13 protein-coding genes are annotated in these 21,019 nt (G+C 55.5%); 3 read left to right on the top strand and 10 right to left on the bottom strand.

Features of this window, described 5'->3' with window-relative positions:
* Nucleotide 1 precedes the first annotated feature (1 nt).
* From pelF to ABHR75_RS02700, 4 genes are read right to left on the bottom strand one after another with little or no spacing between them, the layout of a single operon-like run.
* Nucleotides 2-1,429 (bottom strand): GT4 family glycosyltransferase PelF, encoded by a 1,428-nt coding sequence (gene pelF, locus ABHR75_RS02715; protein WP_346963549.1) that lies wholly within the window; start codon nucleotides 1,427-1,429, stop codon nucleotides 2-4.
* Nucleotides 1,426-3,306 (bottom strand): DUF2194 domain-containing protein, encoded by a 1,881-nt coding sequence (locus ABHR75_RS02710; protein WP_346963548.1) that lies wholly within the window; start codon nucleotides 3,304-3,306, stop codon nucleotides 1,426-1,428. The genes pelF and ABHR75_RS02710 overlap by 4 nt, the downstream gene beginning before the upstream one ends.
* Entirely contained in the window at nucleotides 3,303-4,208 is a 906-nt protein-coding gene (locus ABHR75_RS02705; protein ID WP_346963547.1) for a hypothetical protein, read from the bottom strand. Before ABHR75_RS02705 ends, ABHR75_RS02710 begins: the two co-directional genes overlap by 4 nt.
* A complete protein-coding gene (locus tag ABHR75_RS02700; protein WP_346963546.1) occupies nucleotides 4,205-6,379 on the bottom strand; it encodes a DUF4118 domain-containing protein in 2,175 nt (724 codons plus the stop codon). The genes ABHR75_RS02705 and ABHR75_RS02700 overlap by 4 nt, the downstream gene beginning before the upstream one ends.
* A 606-nt stretch (nucleotides 6,380-6,985) precedes the next feature.
* Between ABHR75_RS02700 and ABHR75_RS02695 the strand changes: the two genes are divergently transcribed.
* Both ABHR75_RS02695 and ABHR75_RS02690 read left to right on the top strand, forming a co-directional pair.
* Nucleotides 6,986-8,368, top strand: a complete 1,383-nt coding sequence (locus ABHR75_RS02695; protein ID WP_117840058.1) for an RNA/DNA-binding domain-containing protein — start codon at nucleotides 6,986-6,988, stop codon at nucleotides 8,366-8,368.
* A gap of 937 nt (nucleotides 8,369-9,305) precedes the next feature.
* A complete protein-coding gene (locus ABHR75_RS02690) occupies nucleotides 9,306-10,634 on the top strand; it encodes a hypothetical protein (protein ID WP_117840059.1) in 1,329 nt (442 codons plus the stop codon).
* Between the two features lie 186 nt (nucleotides 10,635-10,820).
* On the opposite strand, the gene ABHR75_RS02685 is transcribed toward ABHR75_RS02690, so the two are convergent.
* The 6 genes from ABHR75_RS02685 to ABHR75_RS02660 form a co-directional block, all read right to left on the bottom strand.
* Nucleotides 10,821-11,525 carry a hypothetical protein gene (locus ABHR75_RS02685; protein WP_346963545.1) on the bottom strand — a complete coding sequence of 235 codons (705 nt, stop codon included), beginning with the start codon at nucleotides 11,523-11,525 and terminating at the stop codon, nucleotides 10,821-10,823.
* A gap of 74 nt (nucleotides 11,526-11,599) precedes the next feature.
* Nucleotides 11,600-11,935 carry a hypothetical protein gene (locus ABHR75_RS02680; protein WP_117840060.1) on the bottom strand — a complete coding sequence of 112 codons (336 nt, stop codon included), beginning with the start codon at nucleotides 11,933-11,935 and terminating at the stop codon, nucleotides 11,600-11,602.
* A gap of 93 nt (nucleotides 11,936-12,028) precedes the next feature.
* A complete protein-coding gene (locus tag ABHR75_RS02675; protein ID WP_346963544.1) occupies nucleotides 12,029-15,685 on the bottom strand; it encodes a P-loop NTPase in 3,657 nt (1,218 codons plus the stop codon).
* A gap of 325 nt (nucleotides 15,686-16,010) precedes the next feature.
* On the bottom strand, nucleotides 16,011-17,846 hold the full coding sequence (locus ABHR75_RS02670; RefSeq protein WP_158558625.1) for a P-loop NTPase fold protein: 1,836 nt from the start codon (nucleotides 17,844-17,846) through the stop codon (nucleotides 16,011-16,013).
* 168 nt (nucleotides 17,847-18,014) lie between these two features.
* The gene (locus ABHR75_RS02665) at nucleotides 18,015-19,664 is read right to left on the bottom strand and encodes a DUF262 domain-containing protein (protein WP_117820302.1); all 1,650 of its coding nucleotides are present in this window, start codon (nucleotides 19,662-19,664) and stop codon (nucleotides 18,015-18,017) included.
* Entirely contained in the window at nucleotides 19,654-19,785 is a 132-nt protein-coding gene (locus ABHR75_RS02660; RefSeq protein ID WP_255413097.1) for a hypothetical protein, read from the bottom strand. The genes ABHR75_RS02665 and ABHR75_RS02660 overlap by 11 nt, the downstream gene beginning before the upstream one ends.
* A gap of 448 nt (nucleotides 19,786-20,233) precedes the next feature.
* Between ABHR75_RS02660 and ABHR75_RS02655 the strand changes: the two genes are divergently transcribed.
* The gene (locus ABHR75_RS02655; RefSeq protein WP_346963543.1) at nucleotides 20,234-20,947 is read left to right on the top strand and encodes a hypothetical protein; all 714 of its coding nucleotides are present in this window, start codon (nucleotides 20,234-20,236) and stop codon (nucleotides 20,945-20,947) included.
* Nucleotides 20,948-21,019 lie beyond the last annotated feature (72 nt).

The following is a 21,019-nucleotide window of genomic DNA, read 5'->3' as shown; positions in this document are numbered from 1 at the left end:
GCTACTCCCCCTCTCTGGGCAGGTTAAACGCACACGCCGTCTCGTCGTACAGCGCGCGATAGTTGGCGAGCATCTGCTCGTGCAAGAAGTACGTGGCAACGCGACGCTGGCCGCGCTCCCCCATCTCAATGCGACGAGCGCGGCTTGTGCACATGCGTTCCATGGCATCGGCCAAGCCCTTGCGATACATAGGCGGCGTCACAAAACCCGCCACGCCAAAGTCGTCGCCCGGGGCGCCTTCGAGAAGCTCGCGACAGCAGCCCACCTCAGTCGTCACGCAGGGACGGCGCGCTGCAAGCGACTCCAGCACGCTGAGCGGCTGGCCCTCGGAGATGCTCGTCAAAATGGTAAAGTCGAGCTTTTCCATGTACTCGACCACGTTGACGCGGCCGGTAAAGATCAGGTCGCGCACGCCCAGGGTTTCGACCAGCGCGTGGCACTCGGCGCCGTACTCCTCGTCGTCCACGCCGCCCATGATGTGCAGGCGCACCTTGGGCAGGCGCTCGTGCAGCTCAAAGAAGGCATAAATCATGGTCTTGACATCCTTGATGGGCGCCAGGCGCACCACCGCGCCAATGTCCACCCAGCCGTCCTCGGTCTTTAAGGGAATATCCTTAAAGCGGTCGAACTGGATGCCGTTGGGGATGACCAGGCATTTGTCCGCATCGCAGCCCATATCGACCTGCGTCTTGCGGGCGTTATGGAACAAACTGGTCACGCGGAAGGCACGGCGGTAGATCTCCTCCGAAAGCAGGTAGAAAAAGCGAATCCAGCGGTCCTTAAACGACGGCACCACCCAGTCGGCGCGAATGATCTCTTCCTCGCGCTCGCGGGTATAGATGCCATGCTCGGTCAGCAGCACCGGCGCATGGTGAACGCTTGAGCCCAGGCAGGCGAGCAGGCCACCGTAGCCGGTCGAGATGGCATGGTACACATCGGCCACCGGCACCTCGCTGCCCAACAGGTAGAGCACGGGCAGCAGCATGGAGCGCATGGTGTGGAATGCATCGGCAAAGGGCGTGTAGGGATACTCGGCCAGGCACACGTCGCGAAAGATATCCATAAACGTGCGGCTCTGCAAAAACGAGAGCGGATGCACGCGACGGCGGTGGAAGATATCGAATAACACGTCCCAGTCCGGATTGGAGAGCGCCACCAGACGGCGTAGCGCCTCGCGCTCACGGTCGTTAAAACTGGCTTCATGTTGCTCGCCCGAAAGCCGCAGGGCATCGTCCAGGAACACCTCGTGCACCTCGACCACGTTGCCGGGCAGCTCGTAGACAAACTTGCCACGGTCGGCAGCATGCGCGCCGATCACCCACAGCACAAACTCGTGCTCGGGCATGGCCTGGATATACCCATGCATCCAGGTAGATACGCCGCCGTGCACATAGGGGTAGCAACCCTCGAGTACCAAGCAGATTCTCATTTATCGCCGCCCTCCTTGCGCTCGATCGTCACGGTCTTATCATTTGCCTTGAGCAGATACAGATTGCCCGTAAGGTGCGTCAGTTCGCCACCCGTCACCGCACCCGGCTCGCCATTATTGGCGCGGAACATGAGCCACGCCTCGTCGTGGAAATTGCCCAGGCTGAGCGTCCAGGCATCCGCGCTGGTATCCACGCTCACCGTCACGGACGAAAAGCGCTGGATGGCACTGGAGCACTCCGACGCCGTCTGGTGCCGCAGGTCGAGCGCGGATTTGGTAAGCCACTCCAGGTAGTCGACCAGGCCGCCCTTGTAGACCTCCCAGCCCTCCTTGGCTCCGCGATCGGGGTCCAAAAGGTCGTCTGGGTGCATAAAGTGCGTGCTCACGTAGTGCATGTTGAGCTCGGACACGGCTGCCAGGCGCATATAGGAATCGTCGACCATGCCGCCCGAGACAATACGTGGCTGCTCCACAATGCCATCGCTCGCCACGCCAAACTCCTGTACGTACGGCAGGTCGGTGCCGTCCTCAAAATACGTGCTGGCGATGGTCTTAATGCGCGGAACGTCGGTGCCGATGAGCTTGCGCGCTCGGGCCGAAAGGATATTCGACGGCGGCACGTAAACCGAGCCATGAGCGTTGGGCAGGACCTCGTCCTGAAACGCGATAAGTTCGTTGAGCGAAGCGACGAGCGTCTCTTTGTTCTTCCAGGTCTTGTAGACGTACAGCGTGCCGTAGTCGGTGTCCCAGAGTGCCAGAGGCTGATGGTTGTAGCCGTGAAAGCCCAGCTCTCCGCCCATCTGCAGCAGCATGCCGCCAAAATAGCGGAACTGCGTGGTATCGGGTTGGCGCGCGGGCTCGGTCTGGTTGACCGCGTCCTCGTAGTTTTCGATCATCACGCCGGTATAGCGAATGCCGTATTTTTGCGCGAGCTTTTGCAGATCGGGCCACCAGACCTTAGTGTAAAAATCCGCAATGGAAAGGCCGTAGTCACGCTTGATATAAGTACCATCGCCCGAGGGCACGGGGCTAGGAAAGTCGTCCAAATAGAACACGGCGCTGTTGATGACCGGATAGGCCGTGGCATCACCCAGCAGGCTGATCGCCGCGGCGTAAAAACCGCGCATGACCTTGTCATAGATACCGATATTGCACACCACGGTGCGCCCGCTACCGCAGTCATTGGACCAAATGAGCGGGGCGCCCGCATCGCCGGTCATAGCCCACACACGAGCCGTCTCGCGCAGCGATACCGAAAGCGACGAATCAAAGGGGTCCGAGAGCTCGTAGCGCTCTCCCCCGCCCAGCATAAAGTCCTCGCTCGGCACAATGCTTTCGGCTTTTACATAGTCATATCCGGCCGATTCAATGCCAAGCTTGGAGGCAATCACTTGCAGATAGCTCGAGTTATCCGGCGGCATGGCGAGCATAAGCGAACCGCCGGCACTCACCCAACTCATAATGTCGGTCAGATGCGTACTGAGCCCATCGAGCGACGGCATGAGCAAAATCACGCGATCGAAGGAGGTCAGCGAGGGAATGGCATCCGCGCCATCCAGGGCAAGGTCAACGTCGCGGTGCGCGATCTTCATGTCCAGCAAAATCTGGTCGAACTGGTCTTTAACGTCGTCGACGCCATCTTGGTCCGAGTCGGTAATGACCAGGCACGTGGGCTTTTGGCCAAAGATTGCCGAGCTTGCAGGCGTAGCGTCGTTGGCGGCGAGCATGCCCAGCTTGTGCTGTCCAGCGCTGTACTGCACGCCGGCACGCTCCACCAGCAGCACGGCGGCCATGGCAATAAAGACCGCCCACACCACGAGGAGCCCCATCCAACGAAAGCGGCCTGCACGGTCGCGGATATGTTGCGCCACGTTCATCGGGCCTCCTCCCCGTCGCGCCAAAACGCCAGCTGCTCGCGGTTGGCGGCACTCAAATACACATGCTGATTGTCGATCGCATCGATTACACGGTGGACCTCGTCACCGTCGCGGCGCATCACGGCCAGGCGCAGGCAAAGCATCCAAACCTCCTGCTCCTCGGGCACGTCGAGCACCAGCTGGTCAGTCACGGCCTGCGCCTCGTCGATCTGTCCGACATCGGCCAGCGCCGTCGCGTATCGAATGCGCAGCTCAAGGGTATCCTCGCGCTCGCAGCGACGCGCAAGCAGGAGCGCGTACTGTTGGCGCTGAATCTGTGCAACGCGCCCCTCAGCCAAGCCCGAGCCCAAGTATTCACCAAGAAAATCACAGTATTCGTTGAGGTTTTGCGCGCTCGGGTCCGTCTTGAAGGCACGCTCCAGCTGCTGCAGTTTAAGGTCAGACTCCTTGGAAATCTGCGCCACCGCCGTCGCGGCATAGTGCGCCACCTCAACGTCGTCGTTAAGCTTAGCCGCCTGCAGCTGCGCCAGGTACGCGTCGGGCTCCTCGGTGAGCATGGATAGCATTAGGCGGCGCCGGTATGCCGGGTCGTTGACGATGAGCGCCTCCTCGAGCGGCACTACGCCTGCATCGTCCTCACCACTCGGTACCGACATACTACGATGCAGGTCGTCGTTGAAGCGTAGCAACTCCAGCGCAGACTCTTTCAGCCCCTCGCCAAACACCGCGCTGCGGACCGACAGCAGAACCACCAGCAACGGGCCCCACAGCGGCACCAGCACTATCACAGCCAGCATGTGCCCGCGCACCGGCAGCAGGCCCAACTTCATGAGCGTCCACAGCATCAGGCAAACCAGCGCATGAATCAGCAGCAAGACGGCAGCAGCGACAAGCGAGATCAAGCGGCACCCCCCTCACCGTCAACGGTGTAAGAGATGTGCTGCAGCAACGCCACGATGTCCTCGCCATCGACGGGCTCCACCGTAATCTGCTTTACGCTCAGGCGCTCGCGGATAATGGGAAGATCGCACGCCTTTGCCTGGCGCATAAGCAGGTAGAGCACGTTGCCGTCGACCAAGCCCGCCGCGTCGCTCTCGCGGATTGCTGACCCAATTGAGCCCACCAGCTCGTCGACAGGCTCCATGCCCGGTACCACGCGAAGGAGCAAAAAACTCCCCATCTTGCTATCTGCCAGAGCCTGCTCCGCCGCGAGCTCTTGGCCAAAGGCAGCCTGCTTGAGCACGCAAGTTCCGTCAACGCAGCGTTTATCCTGCGCCACCGCCTCATAGTCAAAGGCACGGCTCAGCGCGCTTTCGACCAGCCCGCACAAGATGCGGAACAGGTTTTGATAATAGAGGGTCATTTGGTTTTCGGCCGCACTACGCACAAAGATCAACACGGCGGGTGCCCCGTCGCGCTCGATCGTGTATCCAAACATGGGAAGCCCCGGCGTCAGCTCGCGGTTCACCCACAGGTTCGAACGACCCCCGTCGCCCAAAAGAGGTGCAAGCTGCTCAAGCGTGAGCGAGCGTGCGGCATCTTCGGCAATCGCGGGACTTGCTGCCACCAGGCGTGCAAATGCCCCGCCCGAAACATGATAGATCGCCACCGAATCGTTCTCGAGGATCTCGCCCAGAAGCTCACAGCACTTGCGATAGATGTCGCGTGGGTTGAGCACGTCGAGCTCCTGCGTCACGGCAAAGATCTTGCCAAAGCTGTCGTGGCGACCCACGATCTGGCGCCTGTACGCGCGCTTGTCCTCGATCGCGTCGTGGTAGAGCTGCGTAAGGAACGTATTGCGGTTGCGCACGAGCTCGTTTTGATCGCGCTTCGCCCTAATGGCTTCGCTGTTGCGCAGCTGCACATAGCCGCAAACGGCACCCACCACAAAGTACGCAATAAACGGCAGCCAGTTGGACGGCTCGTAGAACAGGCCCTGGAAGGTATAGCCGTACTGGGTAAAGTAGCTCGCGGCCAAGCCCACCGATGCCAGCAGCGCCGCGACCAAGCCAAAGTCCAGGCCATACAGCGTGCCGATCAGTACCACGTACAGCAGGCGGTAGTCGAGCACGTTAAGCTGAGCAGACTGCGAAAACACCAGCTCCAGGCCCTCAAAGAGCACCCAGGCCAGCGCGGTCTCCAGGCATTTGATGGGCAGTGTCCGCCCGCGCATGCGGTCGATGGCGGCACGCAGCGGATGGCGCTTGCCCGCGAGGGTCTGCTCCCAGCGGGCGTGTATGGTCGAAAGATCGCGCAGCACGTCATAGCGCTGGAACCACCCGTAGCGCGTGCGGACGGTATCGCTCGGAGCAATGGAGACGACGGCGTCCCCGTCGTAGGTAATGTCGAGCCCCGGGAACAAGCCCTTGAGCGCCTCGCCCAGGTCTCCCACGGTGTGGGCAAAGCTATCCGGAACCTCGAGTTCCTCGAATGTGGCATCCCAGCTGTCGAAGATGCGACGCACCAGAACGGCCAGCTCCTCGGCGCAGAGGGCACCGAGCGGTGAGTCCGCCCCAGCCCTCATGACAGCAGAGCCTTGCGAGCACGCCTCGAACAGCGGGGTCAAAATCGGGTCTTCCAGCGTGGGCGAGGCGGTGTACAGATACGGCACGCGCAAGATCTTGGCCTGAATGCCGTCGCGGACCGCATAGTAGCGGCACAGGTCGTTGGCCGCACGGGCAATGATGCCCTTGCCGTTTTGCCCCGCAGCGTCCACCGCACCGTCCGCTCCCATGGGACCAGTCACAAACAGCAGCTGAATCTGGCGACCCATGCAAGCTCGAAAGACGGAGCGCAGCAGCTCGATGTCGCCAACGGCCTCGGTATGCGGCGTGAGATAGGTAGAGAGGTAGACCACACGGTCGAATTCGTAAGCCTGGTCCAGGTGCTGCAGCAGCTCTTTCCAAGACGCATGGAGCGACGACCCGTCGCGGCGCGCCTCGTTGGCCGCCACGACCTGAACATGGTCACCGGGAAACGCCTTGGCACAAAAGTCGTCATCGACATACACGGTATTGCCAACAACCAGCACTTCCACCGTGCGCTCCCCCTCCCCAAATTTAGCTTTTGCCATGGTAAACATGCATATTGTACGCTGTCAATGTAGGCCAAAGGCAACTTTAAAGCTGTTTTAAGAACTTTTTCAGACGGGAAGCGACTCGCGCCTGAGCCAGAGAGCCCTACACGTGCCGCTGCACGGCGGAGAAAGGCGAATCCACTACCCCTCAGGCATAATTCCTGAGCAAAATCAAGCAGAGCACACGGCTTTTTGCGCCACTTTAAGACGTAATCGGGATGTGGCGAGAGGCCAAATTCGGAAGTGCGGGGAAAACCAAAGGAATGCTGACCAGACCCCCGTTTTAGGCTTCCGCGACCTGCGGTTTTGATACAAAAAAACCGCGTTGTGCTCGAAGGTTTTCGATTTTTCCCCGCACTTCTGTAATTACATCTCTGGATCGAGGGCGCAGGCAATGGTGACGACATCCACGATAGCGCCCCCCTATGCCTGATACCAAAATCGTTCCATAGGGACCCGTTTCCCAATGGGATGATTCTTCACAAAGGGCATTAAGGCGCATGAGAACATGGTAGAGGCAAGCAAGCGCGCTTCCACGTTTTCGCCCATGGTGACCACGGTATAATCCAACGAGACAAGCAACGAACGGGAAAGGCAGCGCGGATGAACCTGGGCAGCGAGAGCGAGACCGTCGAGTTCAAGAAGTCCACTGGCGAGCATAAAGAAGCACTGCAAGCCATCAGCGCCATGCTGAACAAGCACGGCCGCGGCGAGCTCTACTTCGGCGTGAAGGACAACGGCGATGTCATCGGCCAGGATGTCAGCGACGCAACGCTGCGCCAGGTGACGTCGTGGGTGTCCGACAAGATCGAGCCCGCGGTGTTCCCGACGGTCGAGTGCCTCGACGCCGATGATGGGCTGCGATACATCAAAATTGCCTTCTCAGGTGCCGACGCCCCCTACTCCGCCGACGGACGCTACTTCACCCGCGTGGGGACTTCGAACAAAGCGCTGTCGGCCTCGGAGCTGAGCGCCATGGTCGTCAAGCGTGAGCGCGCCCGTAGCCCGTGGGACTCGCTGCCGTCCGGCAGGCCCGTCTCCGACGCCGACGAGCAGGCGGTGCGTGACTTCGTCGCGCGCGGCGGCAGGGCCGGACGCGTGGGCGGCGGGTTCGCCGGCGTGGAGGACACCTTGGCAAGGCTCGACCTCGTCGCGCCCGACGGCAGCCTAAGAAACGCCGCGGTGGAGCTGTTCTGCGAGGGATCCGACACCTACCCCAGGATGAAGCTGGGGCTTCTGGGCGGCAACACCAAGGCCAAGATCCTCGACCTGCGCCGCGAGAGCGGCACCATGCTCAAGCTGCTCGACTTCGCCGAGTACTTCGTGACGTCGAACATCAGGCGCGAGTTCGTCATCGGCGAGACGGGCATGTACCGCAAGGAGATCCCCGAGATCCCGGCCGAGGCCATCCGCGAGGCGGTTGCCAACGCGCTGTGCCACCGCGACTACACCACCGGCACCGCCGTCGAGGTCAACGTGTTCATGGACACCGTCCAGATCGTGAGCCCGGGCCTGTTCCCCGAGGGCGACTCGCCGCAAGAGCACCTAGACGGTACCGCGAGCGAGTTCGGCCTCCGAAACCCCGCGATCGCGCGCACCCTGTTCCGCGCCGGCGTCATCGAGCAGTACGGCACGGGCATACCGCGCATCAAGGAGGCCTGCGAGGCAGCCGGCGTGAGGTTCCGCTTCGAGCAGACCGTCAACAGCACCGTCGTCGTCTTCGAGCGTCCTGGGTTGCAGAAAGCGGCCTTCAGGAGAACCGCGGCCGACAACCGACCGCTCCTCAGCGAGCGCGAACGAGCAGCGATGGCAATTGCCGCCGCTCAGGGGAAAATCACGACCTCCGACCTCGCGCGGGAGTCCAATGTCGGTAGGAAAACGGCCTCGAAGACTCTGAAAGACCTTGCCGGTCGAGGCCTGTTGGAATGGGTAGGGAAAAGCCCGAAAGACCCGCACCAGTTCTACAGGATGCCAAGCGAAGTTTGAGGCTGCAGGTCCTAGCCGGGAAACAGGCCCATTGCGTTTGCTGCCCTCCCCCTGCTGGGCACTACTGAGTAATCTACTGGGCACTGCTGAGTAATCTACTGAGTAGTGCCCAAGCGCGAGTTGGCAAGTCCGCCGAAGCCCAGAGAAACGGCTCCGAAGAATATACTGACCGCTACTGACCGCTACTGACCGCTACTGACCGCTACTGACCGCTACTGACCGCTACTGACCGCTACTGACCGCGGCATTCGGCAGGCCCGCCGAATGCCGCGGTCTCCCGAGACTAGCAGAGCCGCCCTTATTGTTAGCGCTGCCGAAGCAAGCCCTACTTCAGCAGCAACTTGAATTTTCGTGCGATGAGCCTCCCCGGAGCCAAGAGCCTTTTGCCCTAATCACAACACCGCAATTCAAGCACCGCAGAAAACTCCATTAGCGATGAACCAGCCACTTGAAGACGTGATCAAGGTGCGGCAAGGGGTCAAATTCGGAGGTGCGGGGAAAATCGAAGAAATGCTAACCAGGCCCCAGTTTTCGCTTCCGCGAACTGCGGTTTTGGTGCTAAAAATCGCGTTGTGCTCGAAGGTTCTCGATTTTCCCCGCACTTCCGTAATTACATCCTTGGATCGAGAGTACAGGCAACAATGACGTCATCCGCGATAGCACCCAACAGTCACGGACGTACAAAAGGCCGTTGCCGGAAGCCTCCATACAACGACTCTTCTTTGCGCGCGCCACGCTCGCAATGCTCCATTAAATGTAACTAATTGATTTGCTATATACCATTCATAATGGCACATAGCAAATCAATTAGTTACATGTGGAGGCAGAACATGAGGGAGTACGTCGAGAAGCAGCTGCACACTAGAGTCGATTGCGAGCCCAACGACGCCTCGGAAATAACGACGCAAAACTCTTTCCGAAAGTGTAGGTGAGCGAAATGGCGACTCATGCATACGATGACCTTTATTCTTATCTAGCCGCATTCAAGAACAGCTCTCTTGCCGAAATAATTGCGTACCTAGAAGAACTGGGGCAAAGGAGGTTCGACGCCTTTATTAGGGGCCTTGCACCCCTTATCCCAATCGAAAAAATCGAAAATCAATCCCTGTTCAATTTTTCTGTTGACTCCACCCTTGAAGGAGGCAAATTCCCCTGCACTGACTATGCCTGTCGAGAGCAAAACATTTACCATTTGGCAAAGTTCTCAGCATTGTATGCAGATAAAACACTGATTCATTGCCCTATAGAATCGGCATTCGAAATGGGGCACGATGATTATGCCTCAGTCGATGAACTTGCATTCGGGATCTATTTGACCATGCGAGTCGAAGACATAGTCAAAGCTGGAATACTCGGATTTTCGAGCAATTACATTCCTCTTTGCAAAGATTGCCTAGCGCGACAAATCGAAAGAGAATCAAAAGCAAAAGGATTGATATCGAGTTATTGGGATGAACTCGTACGACAATTCTGTTCCTCTACCTCGTGCACTTTAAAACAAGCACCAGATGGGAATCTGTGTGTAGCGATTGAGGGAATGGATGCATATGGGTCCCATGATGAGATGGATGTCGATTTCCTGGTAATCCCGTCTGAATACGAATCGCTCTATGCAAGCCAAGGCGAAACGCGATTGGATAGAGACATGCTGGAGAAAGGCGGCATCTCGACTATCCTACTGCCTTTGTTGGACGATTGCTTTCAAGCCCTCGTCAATCCCTATTTTTCGAATAGCTCGTATTTAACCACTCGTCCAGCTCAGATTGAGTTCCTCGAGTCCGCAACTTCCACCCTTTATCCTCGAAAAGATCAGACCATACCCATTCGCCGGTTATCTTGCCCCCTCCCCATTGCTGAAAATGCAACGTTGCGTAGCATCCTTGATTGCCGCATTAGAAACGAAGAGTCGTTTCTTGTGTTTAGGGATACCTTGTCCAAAGGCCTGAGCGAAAGGCCCATCGACACCTCGACATTAGCTGACCTGAAGAACGACCTAATAGAGCCCGAGCTTCACAAGATATCTTTAGTGATGAAAAACGAGCGATCCCGATTAGTCACCTCCGCAGGCATTGAAGCCGCTATCGGAATTGCGAGCTTTACATTGGGGCAATACGGAATCGCATCACCTTCTGATGCCATGGCCTTCCTCGGGGCTGCCGGCATAGGGGCCGTTGCATCTCAATCCGCAGATTTCTTGCGAGAAGCCAAGGCAAAAGAGAACCCCATGTATTTCCTTTGGAAGCTCAATAGAAACAACCGTCTGTAACCTAAGGGGCAGAACACCGCAGTCGCCGAGCATATCTCGATCATTAAATAAAGGCAGCACTAGAAAGGATGCGAATCGTGAAGAACCGATTCCCTTTCCGAATGCCTAATGCAGTAAAAATCACTGGTAGATCCGAGCAGTTTAACCAAGACGACAAGAGCGCGCTCAGATTGTTGTCTGCAGTAGCTAGCCAAGTATAGATACCATCCTGTTTCCAAATTCGGTCCTACGATAAACCCTTTCTTCTTTCTCAATTTCGTCGGGATCGTCGAAGATGAGCGTCGTATCTACTACGTCCCACTGCTGCCGATGGATATCCTCAATCAGCAATCCCAGCCCGGTTAATCGAAGAAGAACTTCTGCATCTCTGCCTCTGAGCGTCTGAAAAGTTTCCTTTTCTCGAAGCATTTCGTAGTCTCCAGGTAGAAATCTGTCCAAAGTCTCTGCAAACAAACGAAGATCGTCCCAGCTAATTTCTTTATCTAGGTAGGCCTCATAAATCTTTGCTAGTCGTCGCGCTTTGTCCTCCTCAATGTATCTTTCGAGCAGGATAAGCAGGTACTCAATATCGCGCTTCCTATTTGACTCTTCAAAGTATTGCTTGTACTTGTTCCATGAGCCATTTTCAAAAGAGTCGCGGTTGAACTCATCGAGGAAACACGCATACTTCTTCAGCAGATACGCATTGTGGATATTGTTTCCGATTTTGTAGATGCTCACTAGGCTTGAGATGACGGGGATGTCCTTCAAGAACTCGTTTTGGAGAATTTCGTCCAGGCCAACCTCTGCGATATTCGAAATAAGTTCGAGAGAGTCGCTGCAAATAGTCGGCCTTGCGTCGTCTTGCAAGCGCGATAGACCGGCCTTAGTTGATTCCTCTGCGTTTACCATAAGATTACCTTTCATAATAATTTGCCAGTTTTGGCATGCGTTTGCAGCGCCGCTTTTCTGAAAGTGGCTCCAATTTAAATGCCATCCCCCGAATAGGCGCTCAGGTTCGATTCAACAAGTGCATTGGTTGAAAAGAGCTTTAGACCCCCTTCGCGGTAGAAGTCGCCTGTGCAGAGCAACCAAATCATCTTGTCGAGCTTGCAGGCAGTGGACTCGGGGTCCACGCCGCCCTTCCGCGCCGCGCGCGCGGCTTCGAAATGGCAACGAGCCACTTCGGCCTCGCTGTCAGTGGTAGCGTAAAACTGAACAGTATTCAGCTGGCCGTTGACACAAACATCGACGAGTGGCTGCTGAACAAGCTCGACGACCTGATCAGGGCGATGCAGCTCGAGCTCATGGAGCTGCACCACGGTTCGTCCTCGACTGTCTTCTGCACGCAGTGCAGGTCGAAGGGCTAGGCAGGAGCCCCCGAGGCTTTTCCTAATTCTAGGTGTTAAAGTCGATTACTGCCTGCCGTGGAATAGCCTCCACTTTTCGTCTTCGATGTCTCTTTCAATTGAAGACCTCACTTTTAACAGCCATTCTCTGTGTTTTAAATATTCAACACCTGCGGGCAGCTGAGCAGCAATCGATTCAATCGCCTCAATCTCCTTGAGCTTTGCTGGAATAAAGCCTTTTTCTGGAGACCCGCTCATTGAAGATCGACGGAGATCCAAATCGTTGATCGATATCCCGTCTTTATCGAGCGACAGAATGAGGGTGATAGCCCTGACCCTCGCCTCGTCATTGCAATCGGACAAGGCCCAGCTAATTCTATCGAGACTATTTGCGTCGGCGATCCTTTCGCGGATGATATATTCCAGGCGCTCCCAAAAAATATCGCTCGAGAGCGCATTTGCGTCACGAACGGGAAACAAAGCGGCTATTTCAAACCTACCGAGTGGTTCGCTCAGCACTTCATCGATCAATGCTTTCAGCAGATTCCAAGCACGATTGTCCTGGACGGTCCAAAACGAGCTGATTCTTCGCAGGAGATCGTGCCTTTGTCGGTAGTCGAGGCTGGCAGCGTATTCCAAAAAACGGTCAATCATTGAACTGTCAAGGCGTAAAAGGCAGCGTAGGAAAGCGAGGTTATAGTCGAAAGAAGGGCGTCCTTCAAGTGCGAGAAAATACAGGTTGATAGCCGGTAAGGGATTGGATCCGAAGTACGAATCTAGAGCGGAGACGCGCTTTTCGTCTCCGCAGTTGCCGAAAAACCGCCAAACCCCATCATTGTGAGTGCGTTCGGAAAACCTAGAAGCATATTTGAGGATATAGCCAGGATGCTTTGGCTCGACTATCTCCAAATCTTCCAAGCAGAGATGCGTTCTGCCGTCATCGAGTCTTGCGAGGATCTCGTCGAGCTCCTCCTTGTCGGGCCCGTTCTTTATTGCTAGCAAATCAAGATAGTCAAACAGGGCCGGATGGTCACTCACGTCGATCACCGCGCCCAGCTCGTTTCTAAGGACCTTCCTGCCGATGGTTTCAGCAAGATGGTCAAGTGCTTCGTACGGGACGGGGATCGTCGAGGGCGACGAAGCGATATTGCGTGCGATTATGCTTGAGGCAGTATCTGGGGTCCTTTTGGCGATTTCCAGAAGGACTTTTCCGATAGCCCTGCCCGACTCCCACTCTTTATCGGAAATCTCATAATCTTCGGCTAGCTTTCCCAGGGCTTCGGTCAGTCGTTCTAGCGGTAACTCTTCCGCGGATATCCTCGGTTCTTTCTCTACGAGAGACTCGGAGTTCTCCAGGCCAAGTGCGTCGAATGTGCTCTGGCGGAACCCATCGAGGCTCAGAGGGGGATTCTGCGCGCATGTTTCGTAAATCTGGTTGATGCTTAAGCTGCATGAGAGATCGATTGTCGAGTCTTCGCTTATATATTTGGGGAATAGATCTTCGATCATCGAGAGCACCGAATGCATGTTTTCTGCATGCTCCGCTTCAGGTTCTTTGCCATAGAACGAGAAGTGCTGCCGAAAGGTGGATCTAACTTGCCTGCTGAATTCGGTTTCGACTAGAACGGAGAGCGCCCGGAAGCAATGGGCGTGGAGCTCGGCCAGCTCTGATGTGAAATTAAAGATCAGGGTGTTGTATGTGTACGTTATGCCGTTTTGCCGAACGCGCTGGACCCTTGAAGAGAGGTATGAACTCGTCAAGACGATCAGACATGCTGCAACATTGCGGGAATGCGATTGTTGATATTTTTGAGCGAGGGCATCGAGTTTGCTGTTTTCCAAATCGAATCCCGTACGATCGAAATCGTAAGCGAAAGCGCCGTCTTGCCCGCATGCCCAGTTGTACTCGGCCGCCCGCTCTGTGCCTCTTTCTACACACTTCACGAACAACTCGGAGGCTGTTTGCGAATACTCGCTCGAGTTCATCAGGGATACGGAAATATGCAGGGGCATAGATCCGTCCGATGTCAAATTCATGCCGAGAATTTCTTCCGATACGTCAGCGCAAGCAGCACTTTCGATGCGGTTTGAGGCAAAGGCGAGCGCCTGTACGGGGAGGAGTTGATTGAATGTGATTATGAACTGATCGGCAATTCGCTCATCCCGATTCTTTATTTCATCCCAAGCTTTCTCGCATTCCCTTCGAAGATAGTCGTACACGCTCGCACTTCCGCATACTTCAGCCATTGACTTGGCGGCTTTGAGATACGGCGCGTTCGGCATTTCTGCGGTATGCAGAATGAAATCTGCAAAACTGCCGTTCCCTTCTTTTGCGAAGTGGCGGCATATCAAGAAGTCGCGAAGATTCTGCTCTTCCATCCTTATGGCTAGCACGCCACCGGCTGAGGTAAGGATCGTAACGATTTCCTGGTCGTTCAATCTGGATGCAAAATCCCGAATCTCGGCGTCGTCGTACCCCAAGCCCAAGAGATCCTCATAACAAGGGTCTCCTTCAATAAGATCGCAGCAGTCGTAGATTGCAAGGATCTCTGCGAGACGTTGCTCTCTGCTGGAGTACCCAGCTAAGGCGGAATTCATATAGATGTTCAGAAGATCGTATGGCTCTTGGATGGCTTCGAAATTGCCGTCTGCTATGGGGCTTGCTGCCATGATAGCCAAGCGCAGGTTTCCGTTTGCGATTGCCGATACTCTCTCCCTCAGTGCTATGTTTTTTATGTTGTATTCGGTCTCGAGTATCGCTTCTATATTTTCCGCGGTTAGAGGCTCCAGCTCTATTTCTCTGAAATTTAGATAACTGCCGATTTTTGCGGTCAACTCGCTTCGGTGCATCTTCCTGCAGGTGAGGACAATCTTTAGCTTTTTGTTTTCCAAACAGATTCCCAGCAAGTGCTCAAGTGACAGGTTGCCGTTTGCATCATCGACTAGAAGGATAATGTTTTCCGACTCCGACAAAATCAGCTCGATATCATCGTCGAGATGCGATGAATACCTAGAGTCCAAGATAAGAAGATCCCAGTGATGCCGTTTGCTGAATGAGAGGCATGCGTCGAGGGCGATCTTGGTTTTCCCCGATCCAGACTGCCCCTGAATCACCACTGCCTTGTTTTGCTCTATCGATTCGACGATGACTGAAAACTCGGAATCCCTGTGCATGAGGAGCTTCGACAGGTCGGTTGAGAAACGGTCGTTCAGGCTTCGCTCGATGAAGCGGTCTGGGGCGATGAATGATCCCTTTCCGAGTGGAACGCCCAATACCGTATGCGCTAGCGCAGGGTATTTTCCATCAAGGTCGCTCGCAATTGTCTCTGGCCCGATTATTTCTATCCGTGGATCGATGGCACGGACCTCCTCGAGTACCAGAGGTGAAAGGCGAAAGTATGTGTGGCACAGGATGATTCGATCTATGAGTTGCGGATTGATTCCGGTTTTGCTCCTGTCGAGGCAGTCTTTAGCATCATTTAGCAGCTTATTGCGGATGTCGGAATTAGAGGTTGTGTATGCCGCGAAGAGGTAGTGTCCATTCTCTCCTACGGAGTACATGTCTGGCACTCCGGTCGTGGTTTTATCCGTGCCGCATTGGGATCCTAATTCAATGATGTTGTTAAGCGAATATCTCCTATATAGATACTGATTTGCTAGTGTTTGAAAACGCCCGCCTTCGATCTGCCTTAGCTCTTCTTGGATCTGATTTATTTGGGACATTTTGCTCCTCGCGATAAATTCGCCTTTTGATTTCTCTTTTCTTACTCTAGTCCGCCTACCTCAGCAAGCCTTACAAGCTCGAGGGACGAGTCGACGACGTCCTCGAAGTCAAGCCCCGCCGCATAGGCCCTCGGATAAGGCGAGCGGAGGGCGCGTGACCCCGTCGGAAATGGCCGCCGTTAGGTGCGTGTTCGAGAGCTGCGCGGCGGAGCTGGATGGAGCCTGGGCAAGGCATTAGGGCATCCTCGTCCTTGTCGTAAGACTGCCATTAGAAGATCTTCTGCAAATCCTAAGCCACGTTTCAACTTGGCAAAAGCTGCGGATCCTAGATATCGGCAAGACATTCGAGACTCTTGGATATGGCGTCGAAATAGATCCTTTGGTAATACTCCATGGTCTCGACCTTGCCGATCTCCGATCCGAGCCTCTTGGCCCAAGCTACGAGGGCCTTCCTGTCCTCGCCCTCGAGCGAGGCCGTGCACGACCTCATGTGGTCGCCCGGAAAAAGGACACTGTGCACAAGCCGAATATCTTCGGGAGGCATCTTCTCCATCGCCCTCGCGAGGAGGGAAGTGTCGAGGGAAATGAGCGACAGGATGGGTTCCGACCAGTCATCTGATTTCGAGAAAGCCAGATAGAGCTTCGTCGCGAATTGGTCGGGGGCGTTTTTCAGGACGTTGCCAAGAGACTCCGACTCCCGTTCGCGTAGCGTCGTCAAGGCGAGCTCCCTCAGCCTGTCGACCTCCTCCAAAGCCGGAATCTCATGCGCTTCGCTCGAGTCGAAAGGGATCTCCTGCCATTCGACTCGATTCTTTCCGATTGACCTCACTGCAGACTCGGGATCCCGTCCAATGGAGGATTCCATCGCCTTGACGAGCGGCGCGACCCCTTCGGGAAAGGCGTCAGCAAATTCCCCCGCAATGCCTTTGACGGCACGCAGGACGTCGGGATAGACGTCGAACGACAAGCCGCGGCTCCCGTCCCCGGGGACAATCCCGGCGACTATAGTCTCCACCATGCCAGGGACATCGGCATCGCGGAAAGTGGCGTGTCTGATGCCGTCGATACATTCAATAGCTTTCCGCGCGGCCGGCCCGTCGGGATGAAAGGTCGCAAGGTAATCTTCCAGGCAGGAACGAACATGCTTGGAATCGACCCCCTCACACCTCTCGAAAAAGCGGGGGATGAAGTCCAGAGCGGCGTATTTGAGCCGGCGCGACTCGAAAATGCCACCCCTAAGGATGGAATCCTCCCGGCTTGACGGAGGCCCGATGCGCATCCCCTTCGCCGCCCCCGCTGCAAAGCCGAAAGCCTCTTTGAAAACTGCCCTGGCAGACTCCGGGTCGGTGGGTTCAGCGAAGAACCCGGATTCCTTCATCCCGACCAGCACGGGGCGCATCTTGCTGAGGGATCGCAAGTTCGGCGATTCGCTTCCTTCAATCGCCGAAACGGCGTCCTCGAGCGCGCCTGGGTAGATGCCGCCCAGCACGCCTCCCAGAACGCGTTCCACAACCGAGCCGACCGAGGGCCTGAACCGGCACTTCCGCCAGACGGTCTTCTCGATGAGGCTCTCGTACTCCCTGGTCGTCCCCTTCTCCCCCTTCGGTCCTAGCCCTTTCCTCCACTCATCCTCGTTGCAGACGAGGAGGACCTTCTTCCTGCAGCCGACGACGAGGTGGTCGACCGCCCCGAGCAGCTCGCGAATGCCCATGTCGCACCTCTCCACGTCGTCTATGACGAGGAGGGTCTCGGGGCCGATGATGAGGTTCACGGCATTCAGCGGCGCCATCTTGAGATCGACGCCCGCCTTCTTCTCCAGCTCCCTGATCTTTTTCCCGAGGAACGATATTCCCGTGTCCTTGGCGAACCCGACGAGTGAATCCCACCTGCCCCTCTCCCCGCCGGCCGCGCACCCTATGGCGTATTTCGAGATGAAACCAGACTCAATCGCCCCGCAGAGCTCCGCTAAGTCCTTGGCGCCGTAGGCGGACGCCACCACGACGGGATGCCGGCTCTCATCCTCCTCCAGCTTCTCGGTCAGTGCGTGCTCGACAAAGTAGGTTTTCCCGCATCCCCATTCCCCGGTAAGCATGAGGGCGTACGAGTTCTCCTTGTCCTCGAGGTACTCCCTCACGACGCCGATGATGTCATCCTCGTTCACCTTGGTCGCTCCTTGTCCGCCATCGGTTTCCACCCTTACCTTTCCTATGGCCACGCGAGAGCCTACTCCAGCGCTTTCGGATCCCATTCGAACCCTTCGGCCTGCCGCCTTATCGCCGGGTCGATGCACTTCTTGACGAGCTCAAGCGCCGCGGCCGCGCGGTGCAAGCTAGTGGATGACCATTTCAAACAAATCTTTCGCGATAAAATCAACGCGCTTCTTAACGTCAAAACAACCATTCGCATAGCGTTTAGCAAAAGCTCTTGTAGTGGCATAACGCGATTCAGCGTATATGGGCAGCTTTTCCTTAAGCGATTTGTCTTTACATTTCGCGTTAAGTCGCTCTTCTAGCATGAGCAAGTTCCCAATAATCGAGTTTTCCTGAGCCTGCGAATCCGGAAGAATGTGCTCTATTGTGAATGCCTCAGAAACCCTAACACCAGACTTAAGCTCCTCGAGCAAGGCAAGGACCAACTTGCAGCGATCCTTCAACTTTGTTTCGCTATACAACGGCCACGAATGAGACCATCCAAGCGAAAGGAGATTAATTCGAAATGTTTCTTCTGAAGGCAGTTTTTCGTTAAAACTATTTTTCCACTCATCTAACACTTGCTGGGTGCAGTTCAACTCGATTGCGTATGAGTGTTTCACGATCGAATCCGATAGGTGGTTCGACTCCATTCCCCCGATTATCTTATAGCAAATATAGAACCGGTAAATAAATCCAATCGCATCATCATACTGCTCGCTCGTTAGCTGCTCTATTTCGCGAGCGTGCATTAAACTCATAAGAAGCGGCCTGAAGACGCGGACATTGTGTGTTCTTAAGAAACTCAAGATTTCCGCATTTCTGTCATCGCTGGTTGGCTCGACAATCTCTGCATAATATCCGGCTTTTAGCCTTAAATCATAGAGAAGATCAGCAGCCTTCTTTGGATCCGTAAAATCCCTTATTTTCTTATATGCTCCATCCTTGTCGCCTTGACCTAGGCGATATTTTTGAATTGCGTAGTGACGCAAAAAAGCTTTCATGTTCGAGCCGACTGTTGCTTCAATTTCCGACCATACCTGTTTTGCATCATCGCGCTTTTCTATAGGATGGATATAGCGCATAATATAGTTCTTCAGAAGCTCATGGTCCTCAAGCTCGATACCTCGCGCATTCAATATTTCGAATATTGTGTACGAATCTTCCTCAGACGATGATTTGATGTTTACATATGCGACAGAAATGACCGCATCCCTGAAGGCCAGCAACTCCTCATCCTTCATCTTGGCGAAACTTGCACTGAAATATTGGAAGGCTTTAACGATCAGTTCGTCTTTTGATCCGGACGCGCGTTTGCTCTTCGAGAAAGCCACAGCAGACATGGCAGCCGCATCTTCAGGAGAGATAGCAATTACTCCTTCGACGATCCTCGTTAATGATAAGTGATTCTCCGGAGCGACGATCGCGTGCTCAACATCCTTAGTATCTATCGCCACTAGATATTTTTTTGTGCCATTAGCGTGGTTAATCATATTCCTTTTCTTGAAAGCGAACATGAGGCTAGACAGCAAGAGCGTTAGGGTAATAACTCTTTGTTGACCATCAATTATTGTAAAAACCCCGAGGCTGTCTTCTTCTTCTTCCTCCATCAGCACTATCGAACCGATGAAATGCGACGTAGCAACTTCCTCTGTCACAAGCTTGATGTCTTCGAATAGATCTTTCCAGTTATGCTCATCCCACACGTAAGCGCGCTGATTGCGAGGGATTCTATAGATTGAGTCATTAAGCAGCTTTCCAACCGTACTCTGACGTGCTTCAAATGCCATGTTGATCCCTTGCCTTCGCAATAGTTTTGTCGGCCTTGCCGCCTCTCGGCGTCACCAACGCCTTCGCTACAATAAAAGTCGGCACATCGCCGAGCAGGGCCGCCTTTTCGCTCGCGAACATGCCGACTGCCCCAATCAATCTCCGTCGCTGCCATCATCGTCGATTAACCAACATGTCAGCAGCAGGCAATCGTCACGTCCACAGTCCATTCTATATGCCGGCTGAGCATGGGGCGAATCTTAATCGCCAAGATATCCAGGAAGCCCGAGCTTCCAGGGAAATGCCTTCAGACGCCTTACGTTGGGTAGGCCCCCTACAGAGATCTATTGGCCGTGCACCGCAAACAACGCGTTAGGCCGTTGCACGCAATCGGCCAGCCACCCAGCATCCCCAATCCGCACCACAACTCCCTACCCCGCTCCAGCCATCGTCATCTCCATACAGTGTCCAAACCCACACCAATAAAACCAACCCACTCAACAAGCAGCCCTCGCTTAGCAACCCAAACACCACCACAAGCCAGCAAGCAATCACCAGTCTGCGTTCGCAACATCGCTTGGAACGGCAAATGCTTACCGCGCCCTTGAAACACGCCAAACTCGTCTACAACCTGCGGTTTTTCGTTTATACTGCAATCGTTGAAATGCCGGTACGCTTGCAGAATCGTACCTGTTCCGATTACAGAAAAGGGGCCGTCATGCGTAAGCCTGCCTCCTGCGTCCTTTCCATCGCGCTCTCGCTCGTAATGACGGTTGGTTTTATCCCGTCACCCGCGCTTGCCGAAATCGCCAGTGCGCCAGAACCCGCCGCGCAAAGCGCCGGCAAACCTAACGAGAGCCCAGCCGAAACCACGTCGGGCCAAGCCCGGGCAAACGATCAAATCAGCGCCGCCTCCGGCACCAATGTAACGGCCAACGCAACGCAGCCGATCGACGCCAGCATGTTCAGTATCGAGGACACCGACATTCGCTACACGGGCAATCCCGTGATGCCCACCGTCACGTCGTCGACCGTGCCGAGCGACCAGTACACTGTCGCCTACGAGAACAACGTAGCCATCGGTCAGGCGACCGCCGTTGTGACCGCCGACGACCAGAACTACAGCGGCACCTGCGCGATCCCATTTGAAATCAAACCGGCGAACGCGGCCGCGAACTACCAGCACAGCACCACCGCGCAAAGCGGCGACATCACGCTCACCGTCCAATGGAACGACCCGAGGCTCGGCCAGGAGACCACGTTCCATGTGACTGCGACGGGCGGAAGCGGTGCGTACCGGTAATGTCGAGAAAGTTGGTGTAGCGCCCGATCCGAAGTGAGTCGGCCCGGCGTCCTGGAATCTGGAATACGGTTG

The sequence above is a fragment of the Collinsella aerofaciens genome (assembly GCF_039752955.1).
GTDB lineage: Bacteria > Actinomycetota > Coriobacteriia > Coriobacteriales > Coriobacteriaceae > Collinsella > Collinsella aerofaciens_BI.
The sequence above is the reverse complement of the archived record's forward strand: the minus strand, read 5'-3'. Positions and strand labels throughout refer to the sequence as shown.

What these genes read in the sequence shown, in the direction of transcription:
- pelF (WP_346963549.1), bottom strand. Translation starts at nt 1,429, where the DNA reads ATGAGAATCTGCTTGGTACTCGAGGGTTGCTACCCCTATGTGCACGGC.
- ABHR75_RS02710 (WP_346963548.1), bottom strand. Translation starts at nt 3,306, where the DNA reads ATGAACGTGGCGCAACATATCCGCGACCGTGCAGGCCGCTTTCGTTGG.
- ABHR75_RS02700 (WP_346963546.1), bottom strand. Translation starts at nt 6,379, where the DNA reads ATGGCAAAAGCTAAATTTGGGGAGGGGGAGCGCACGGTGGAAGTGCTG.
- ABHR75_RS02695 (WP_117840058.1), top strand. Translation starts at nt 6,986, where the DNA reads ATGAACCTGGGCAGCGAGAGCGAGACCGTCGAGTTCAAGAAGTCCACT.
- ABHR75_RS02690 (WP_117840059.1), top strand. Translation starts at nt 9,306, where the DNA reads ATGGCGACTCATGCATACGATGACCTTTATTCTTATCTAGCCGCATTC.
- ABHR75_RS02685 (WP_346963545.1), bottom strand. Translation starts at nt 11,525, where the DNA reads ATGGTAAACGCAGAGGAATCAACTAAGGCCGGTCTATCGCGCTTGCAA.
- ABHR75_RS02675 (WP_346963544.1), bottom strand. Translation starts at nt 15,685, where the DNA reads ATGTCCCAAATAAATCAGATCCAAGAAGAGCTAAGGCAGATCGAAGGC.
- ABHR75_RS02665 (WP_117820302.1), bottom strand. Translation starts at nt 19,664, where the DNA reads ATGGCATTTGAAGCACGTCAGAGTACGGTTGGAAAGCTGCTTAATGAC.
- ABHR75_RS02660 (WP_255413097.1), bottom strand. Translation starts at nt 19,785, where the DNA reads ATGTTCGCGAGCGAAAAGGCGGCCCTGCTCGGCGATGTGCCGACTTTT.
- ABHR75_RS02655 (WP_346963543.1), top strand. Translation starts at nt 20,234, where the DNA reads ATGCTTACCGCGCCCTTGAAACACGCCAAACTCGTCTACAACCTGCGG.